We start from the raw sequence: 7587 nt of genomic DNA, 5'->3' as shown, positions 1-7587 counted from the left end.
TTCTAATTGTTTATATATTTTTTTAATTGTAAATATTCTAGATAATTATATTAAATTGGGGGAATAAATTATAGAATAGATTATTGAAAATTTTCATGATGTTTATGATAGAAAAAATAGAGATTACTCAAAGATTCAATTTCAAGCGCCTTAATCGTCACTATGAATGTTTCACAATCGATTTTTCAAGTAATATGGCTTACTATAAGATTTCTGAAAGGGGAAGCGGTGACAAGTTCCTGGCCGAAAACAGCCTGTGCGATGACTCATGGGTTGATGTTCTTGTTGATTTGAGGCGAAATATGACCAGTGAAATAAGAACCTTTGACAATAGGCAGGCTGACGATTTCTTATTTGATTTTGCCGGTTTGAAACTCTTTGAGGATTTTGAATCTGAGGAATTTTCCTATTTTGAAAAGCTGGAGACTATTTACTCCTGCATTGTCATAATCTATTCTACCGACGGCTTTGAGGAATACTCATTTAAAAATAACTTTCCAAAAAACTGGACTCTCTTTGGAGAGATGCTTAAGGACTTCTTTAACTTTGACGTGCTTCATCTCAACTATCAAAGGCAGTTTGCAACTCCCCTTTATCATGACCTGAAAAGTGATGGGGTCTATCTTGATGGTGTGAAACTAAAAATCAAGGCCATTGAATTCGGACACTACAGGTGCTATCCTTATGAATTGCCCAATCCCCGTTTGATTGTCAATTTTGAAAACAAAAGGATTGACGGCTATATTGATAGGGACATGACCGGCGAGGATGAGCAAAAGATTCTGGAGCTTCTTGAAAGATATCATGTCTATCTTTGGACTCAAAAAGAATATCACATGAAATCGGACAGCTATGATCCTGAGGATTTGGAAGGATATGACTGGTATCTTGAAATTGTTTTTGAGGGTGATGTGATATGGCATCTTTTCGGCTACAATGACTATCCGGACACATATCTTCACCTTGCACGTGAAATAATCGATTTGACAGGAATGGATTTGCTTGAAATAAACACTATCGATGAAGCAAATGTTAAATTATTTGAAAAATATGGAAAAGCCAAATTAGACTGATTTTTTCATTAATTATTTATATTTAAAAAAAGATATTTATTACTATTATATTAATTTAATTTTTATAGGGATAACATGGCAGATGTATCATCAAAAGAATTATATGAATTTAAAAAAACCTTAAAGGAATTAGCAGGTAAGAGAGGCAGAGGTACAGAGCTTGTTTCCGTTTACATTCCACCATCCAAACAGTTGAGTGATGTAGGTAAGCACATGCGTGATGAAATGGGTCAGAGTGCTAACATTAAGAGTAAACAAACAAGGAAAAATGTACAGTCTGCTATTGCAGTTATTTTAGAAAGTATTAAGCTATATAAACAACCTCCGGAAAATGGTCTGGTCCTGTTTGTGGGAATGATTCCAAAAGGTGGTCCCGGAACTGAAAAGATGGAAAAATATATTATCGAACCGCCTGAACCTGTTACAACCTATTGGTACAAATGTAACAATGAATTTTTCGTTGAACCTTTGGAATACATGATTGAAGAGCGTGACGTTTATGGTGTTGCTGTAATCGACAGAAACGAAGCAACATACGCTACACTCAAAGGTAAAAAGGAAAACATCCTGGGTCATTTAACCAGTGGGGTTCCTGGAAAACACAAGGCCGGAGGACAATCACAAAGAAGGTTTGACCGTGTTATTGAAGATTTGGCTCACCAATTTTTAAAACGTATCGGTGAACATATGAATGAAGCTTTCCTTCCTTTGAAAGATGATTTGAAGGGTATTATTCTTGGAGGTCCAGGTTTTACCAAAAAGGATTTCTATGATGGTGAATATTTACAGTATGAACTTAAAAACAAGGTTATTTCAATTGTTGATACTTCATATACTGGAGAAGAAGGTATTCGTGAGGTTATCGCAAGGGCTGCTGACGATTTGGAAAACCTTGATGTGATGCATGAGAAAAAACTTGTTCAAAGGTTCATTCAGGAATTGAGAAAAGACAAAGGATTATGCTCTTATGGTGAAAATCAGGTTAGGAACAACTTGATTATGGGTGCTGTTGACATATTGCTTTTATCTGAAGATTTAAGTAGCATGCGTAAGGTGTACACTTGTCCTAGCTGCGGCACACAAAAGGAAATAACAGTCAAAAATCAGGCTGAAGCCGACGGTCTTAAGCCAAAGTGCCCTAACTGTGGTGAGGTTTTAAAAGAGGAATCTTCAGTGGATCTTGCTGATGACTTTATTGAAAAAGCTGAAGAAATGAATACTGATGTCGAATTCATTTCCACTGAAACCGAAGAGGGCATGCAGCTATTCAGGGCATTCGGTGGAATAGCGGCCATCATGAGATATTATGTTGAATATTGATAAGTCTGAGGCTTATTGATATTGCTTTTTTTCTTTTTTTCTTTATTCAAATAATAGAATGGGGCATAACCTTCTTCTTGGCGAATTTTGTTGATTATTCTAAAAAATATTTGCTTGTCAATTGGTATTTCCCGGTTTAGGTCTCGGTAAAGGGAATACATGCATCTGTTTTTGTGCAGATATGTTCTTTTCAGTTCAAGGTATTGTGATTGGGATATCTTTGTAACCTTCATTGTTTCACATTTTATGGTTTTGTGTATTGAAAGATAAATTTCATATGACTTTGTAGATTATTTTGTAAATTGTAGTATATAAAATAATATTGTTTTTTTATTAATATATTATTTTGTTTAATAATTTTTTGCATATGTGTTGTTTTGTTCTGTATTTTTGACATTTTTGGCAATTTTTTTTGACAGGTGGTGTTTTCGCCATTCGGAATTTTTTGTTGGAAGTCATTTTCCGACTTTGTACATTAATTATTTATTTTCATTAGACAGTTTGAGTTATTATCCCAATTCGTATATTTAATTAAATAATTATTTTGAATAAGGTTATATTTTGTTTAAGATATATTGAATATTCTATGTATTTTATTCGGATATTTAATTAAATATTGAAAAATATTTAAATATAATAAAATTCAAATAATATATTATATTGTTAAATCTGGCGTCGCCAGCAAAAAATTTGAAATTTAACAATGATATAAATCTAAATTTAATTTGGAGGAATATTTTTGTCATACGTAGATGATGTAATTGAAACTATTATTGAACAAAACCCTTCCGAACCAGAATTCCATCAAGCTGTACGCGAAGTATTGGAATCCTTAAGGGTTGTTATTGAAGAAAACGAAGAAGAATTTAAGAAAAACGCACTTCTTGAAAGATTAACCAATCCTGAAAGACAATTCAAATTCCGTGTCCCTTGGGTAGATGACAACGGACAAGTGCAAGTAAACACAGGTTACCGTGTACAATTCAACGGTGCAATCGGACCTTACAAAGGCGGATTACGTTTCCACCCTTCAGTAAACCTCGGTATTATTAAATTCTTAGGTTTCGAACAAATCTTCAAAAACTCCTTAACCGGTCTTCCAATTGGTGGAGGAAAAGGTGGATCTGACTTTGATCCTAAAGGAAAATCCGACAGAGAAATCATGGCATTCTGTCAAAGCTTCATGACCGAATTATGCAAATACATCGGAGCAGACACTGATGTACCTGCTGGAGATATCGGTGTAGGTGGTCGAGAAATCGGTTTCTTATTTGGTCAATACAAAAGAATCAGAGGATTATACGAAGGAGTATTAACTGGTAAAGGATTAACCTTCGGAGGATCTCTTGCAAGAACTGAAGCTACTGGATACGGTTTATTATACTTCACTAACGCTATGTTAAAAGCAAATGACATTGACATTGCAGGTAAAACCATTGCAGTTTCCGGTGCCGGTAACGTAGCAATTTATGCAATCGAAAAAGCTCAACAATTAGGTGGTAAACCTGTAACCTGTTCCGATTCAACCGGTTGGATTTATGACCCTGAAGGAATCGACGTTGAGTTATTAAAAGAAGTAAAAGAAATTAGAAGAGAAAGATTAACCGCATATGCTGAGGCTAGAGAAAGTGCTGAATACCACGAAGGCAAAGGTGTATGGACCATTAAATGTGACATCGCTCTTCCATGTGCTACTCAAAACGAATTGCAATTAGAAGACGCTAAAACATTAGTCGAAAACGGCGTTTTAGCAGTTGCTGAAGGAGCAAACATGCCAACCACTATTGAAGCAACCGAATTCTTACAAGAAAACGATGTTTTATTCGCACCAGGTAAAGCTTCAAACGCTGGTGGAGTAGCAACTTCTGCACTTGAAATGTCACAAAACTCAGAAAGATTATCCTGGACCTTTGAAGAGGTTGACGGAAGACTCCAAACCATTATGGAAACCATTTTCGAAAATGCTGCAGCTGCTGCTGAAGAATACGGCATGGACAAAAACTATGTTGCAGGAGCAAACATTGCAGGATTCAAGAAAGTTGTTGACGCTATGAACGCACAAGGTATTGTGTGATTTTAGAGTTTTATTTTCAATTTTAAGAGTTTTTAACTCTTCTTTTTTTTATTTATTTTATTTTTAGTCAATTATATTATAATTTATTTGTATTTAGTTGTTTTGATATTTTTAAAGTGATTTTGGTGGCTTGATTTTTCTGGTTGAATGTGGGGTGGTAACTGGATTTTCTGGTGCTGAACACCAATGGTTCTTAGGGTTATTTCTTTGATTGTGATTTTGCCATAGTTTTTTTTGGGATGGTGATGCTATTGTAGTGTTTTATTTGGCGGTTTTTGTGTTTGTGTTTTTCTGCTTTTTGAATATGGTTGTGATTTTTCACACTTTTGCACTTCAAAAAATTTCATTATTTTTCAATACATATCTTTTGTTGGAATAGGTTTCAGGTTAGTTGTCTTCAATAGGATATATTAATTTACAATAAATATAAATAATATATTTAATATAATTAATATATCTAATTAACTTTAATATACTGGAGGATTCGCTATGTCTATGAAAACTATTCGAGTAACTGAAGAAGTTCACACAAAACTAGCTCATTTGGGCTTGAAGTCCGAAACATATAATGATATTATAGCTAGATTAATAGAGGTGTATGAAAGAATCTATTTTGATGAATTAAGTGATGAAGAAGCAGATTACTATAATGAAAGAATTAGGCATTTTGAAAATGGGGACTATAGCGGCACTAGAAAAGTTGATTTAAATGCCCTCAGAAAATAATTCGGAAGTGCATTATGAACTTTTTGAAGATAAAAAAGCAATAAGATTCATGGATAATCATTCTGATGATGAAAAATTGATAAGTAGGATACATGGCAAATATTATCAATTAGCTGTTGATCCGTATAAAGAAGCAGAAAGTTCATTTAGAAGTAAAAAATGCCCTAAATGTAAGAAAACAAGGGTGGGTGATTATAGAATTATATATTTCATCAATGAATCAACTAAAGAGGTTGAAATAATTGATATTGGTCCAAGAAGATCAATCTATAAAAAATGGAATTGATTCTTTCAAAGTAGGGTGGTATCACCCTATTCCCACACAAGGGATCGTATAGATTCCTTAATTTCTTTTTTTTTTAATAATAATTAGTCAAATTATTATTAAGTAATTTTTAACTTTTTAATAGTATTTTAACTTATTAAACTTTTTTTTCTTGTTTTTAACCATGAACTGGTGAAATAGCAAAACAAAAATTATTTATATGTCAATCGATAAATTTGTCATTGTGTTTCGAATATGAAATTTAGAAAAGAACTTATTATTTTTTCATTAGTAATACTATTCATGCTAATGTCTGCCGTTAGTGCAGAAGAAAATATAACAGTTGATGATGGAACTGATTCAACTTCAGATTATGTTGAGTTAGACTCCAATCAAGGTTATAATGAGAATAATATTAGCGAGAATCCTATTCTAGATGATGATGAGGTTATGGATGATGATGAAAATATCTCAGAAGAGGATATTGGACTGGATATTCATCATGGCTCATGGGACATGCAGGATGCTTCTGCAGGCTATGGATTTAATGGTGTAGCCTATGATAAATCTTCTTCAATTAAGGATATTGCTATTCACAAATCTTCTTCATGTCCACATTATTCAAAGGGTGATGACGCAGATGTTAGGGATAATGAAAATAGTATTGATGGAATGCTTTCTAATTTTCAGTCCCCTGATGCTATGGGTGTTGAAGCATTAATGAATATTCATGCCGAAGATCTTTTTGCGCAAACATACTCCAGTTACAGGCAATATTTTGATTATTTAAAATATGATTCATTAGAAAAATTAATTGAAGAAAATAAAATTGGAGATGTTTTTAATAGCAACGGCCATATTGTTGATTTTATGAAGATTAATCAGTTGAAATCTGATTTAATTAATTTTATGGACTCCGGTGTGAAATATGTTGATTTTTATATTAATTTAATTGATGTAAATGCATTTCTTGATATTTTTGATAAAATCATGAACTCACCATCTACTCATAATGTAATGACTACTATTCCATCGTCCAATTATAATCCGATGTTAAGAAACCATAAATATGATTCTAATTATTCAGATTACAGTTTTTATCAAGATGTAGATTTAATAATAAATTCTCATGATTTGAATGATGAAATGGAATTATTTATAGAATCTGATGGTAATATTTCGGATATAATGATTATTCAGGACAATATGACATTAATGAATCAAACATTTGATTTAAATACAATGCCTGATGTTTGTATTAATTCATTTGATATGGAATCTGATTTACAATTATCTGATGATGTAGGTTGTTGGCGTGATGTACAAGACAATTCTGATAAAACTTTAGTAATTCAAAGTTTTAAATTTGACCAACCGATCAATTGTTTATCAAGCAATATATCAGAAAATATCCAACCTACTTTTTATCATATGATTGGATGTGAATGTACTAACACCAGTTTCACTAAACAGTATAAGAGTTATGAAAATCTTCCAAAAGTTAGTGAATTTGATACCATTACCAGTGCTGAACAAGAAGACAACCACGATTATGTTCTCTTTAAAAAACATAATGTTATTTCTCCATTTATTGTAGAAAATACTTCTATTTTCGTATTATTTGGAGTAATTGAAATCAAAATCCCTTAAAAAAAGTTTAGGGATTTTTCCCACTATTTTTATAAAATATTTAAATTAATGAAAAATATTTTTTCTTAATTTTAAATATTAGAAATAATTTTTTTAGCTTGAATCTTATTATTTTTTTAAAATAATGTGCTAAAAAAATGGCATTTTAAATTGAAAATAATTTCATTTAAAGCTAAAAACATTATTTCTAGTTTTTAAAGAGAATTAGGAATAAAAATTAAAATCGAGGTGTAATAAATGAAATTTAAAACTAAAATAATTATATTTTCATTACTTATATTGTTGCTGTCAATTTCAGCAGCAAGTGCACATGAAAATATAATCGCTGATGGAAACGGCACAGTAACTGATATAATAGGTATTAATCATTTTGATGATGGATTGGATGATAGTTTAGATGATGGGGATTATGATGATTCTGATTTAGATGATGGGGATTATGATGATTCTGATGATTGGGATGATGATTCTGATTTAGA

General features: G+C 32.0%; 8 protein-coding genes. 7 read left to right on the top strand and 1 reads right to left on the bottom strand.

Going from position 1 to position 7587, the window contains the following annotated elements:
- The first annotated feature begins 104 nt into the window (after positions 1–104).
- Both UIB65_RS04895 and prf1 read left to right on the top strand, forming a co-directional pair.
- Positions 105–1073: a hypothetical protein gene (locus tag UIB65_RS04895; RefSeq protein ID WP_330039992.1), complete on the top strand. Its 969-nt coding sequence runs from the start codon at positions 105–107 to the stop codon at positions 1071–1073.
- Positions 1074–1148: 75 nt separating this feature from the next.
- Positions 1149–2393, top strand: coding sequence for a peptide chain release factor aRF-1 (prf1, locus tag UIB65_RS04890; protein ID WP_330039991.1), 1245 nt, complete (start codon positions 1149–1151; stop codon positions 2391–2393).
- Here the strand turns inward: prf1 and UIB65_RS04885 are convergent.
- Complete coding sequence (locus UIB65_RS04885; RefSeq protein WP_330039990.1) at positions 2378–2626, bottom strand: hypothetical protein; 249 nt, start codon at positions 2624–2626, stop codon at positions 2378–2380. The two genes, prf1 and UIB65_RS04885, sit on opposite strands and share 16 nt — an antisense overlap.
- Positions 2627–3132: 506 nt before the next feature.
- On the opposite strand from UIB65_RS04885, the gene gdhA reads away from it, so the two are divergent.
- From gdhA to UIB65_RS04860, 5 genes are all read left to right on the top strand, one after another.
- Positions 3133–4467 carry an NADP-specific glutamate dehydrogenase gene (gene gdhA / locus UIB65_RS04880; protein ID WP_330039989.1) on the top strand — a complete coding sequence of 445 codons (1335 nt, stop codon included), beginning with the start codon at positions 3133–3135 and terminating at the stop codon, positions 4465–4467.
- A 489-nt stretch (positions 4468–4956) separates the two neighbouring features.
- Complete coding sequence (locus UIB65_RS04875) at positions 4957–5193, top strand: hypothetical protein (protein ID WP_330039988.1); 237 nt, start codon at positions 4957–4959, stop codon at positions 5191–5193.
- The gene (locus UIB65_RS04870; RefSeq protein ID WP_330039987.1) at positions 5177–5479 is read left to right on the top strand and encodes a type II toxin-antitoxin system RelE/ParE family toxin; all 303 of its coding nucleotides are present in this window, start codon (positions 5177–5179) and stop codon (positions 5477–5479) included. The genes UIB65_RS04875 and UIB65_RS04870 overlap by 17 nt, the downstream gene beginning before the upstream one ends.
- Before the next feature lie 234 nt (positions 5480–5713).
- Positions 5714–7108, top strand: coding sequence for a hypothetical protein (locus UIB65_RS04865; RefSeq protein WP_330039986.1), 1395 nt, complete (start codon positions 5714–5716; stop codon positions 7106–7108).
- Positions 7109–7345: 237 nt separating this feature from the next.
- Positions 7346–7587 (top strand): hypothetical protein (locus UIB65_RS04860; RefSeq protein WP_330039985.1); only part of this gene is annotated, 242 nt, incomplete at its 3' end.

Source organism: Methanobrevibacter sp. (assembly GCF_036307625.1).
GTDB lineage: Archaea > Methanobacteriota > Methanobacteria > Methanobacteriales > Methanobacteriaceae > Methanocatella.
This window is presented reverse-complemented; position numbering and strand designations above follow the sequence as displayed.

What these genes read in the sequence shown, in the direction of transcription:
- UIB65_RS04895 (WP_330039992.1), top strand. Translation starts at nt 105, where the DNA reads ATGATAGAAAAAATAGAGATTACTCAAAGATTCAATTTCAAGCGCCTT.
- prf1 (WP_330039991.1), top strand. Translation starts at nt 1,149, where the DNA reads ATGGCAGATGTATCATCAAAAGAATTATATGAATTTAAAAAAACCTTA.
- UIB65_RS04870 (WP_330039987.1), top strand. Translation starts at nt 5,177, where the DNA reads ATGCCCTCAGAAAATAATTCGGAAGTGCATTATGAACTTTTTGAAGAT.
- UIB65_RS04865 (WP_330039986.1), top strand. Translation starts at nt 5,714, where the DNA reads ATGAAATTTAGAAAAGAACTTATTATTTTTTCATTAGTAATACTATTC.
- UIB65_RS04885 (WP_330039990.1), bottom strand. Translation starts at nt 2,626, where the DNA reads ATGAAGGTTACAAAGATATCCCAATCACAATACCTTGAACTGAAAAGA.
- UIB65_RS04875 (WP_330039988.1), top strand. Translation starts at nt 4,957, where the DNA reads ATGTCTATGAAAACTATTCGAGTAACTGAAGAAGTTCACACAAAACTA.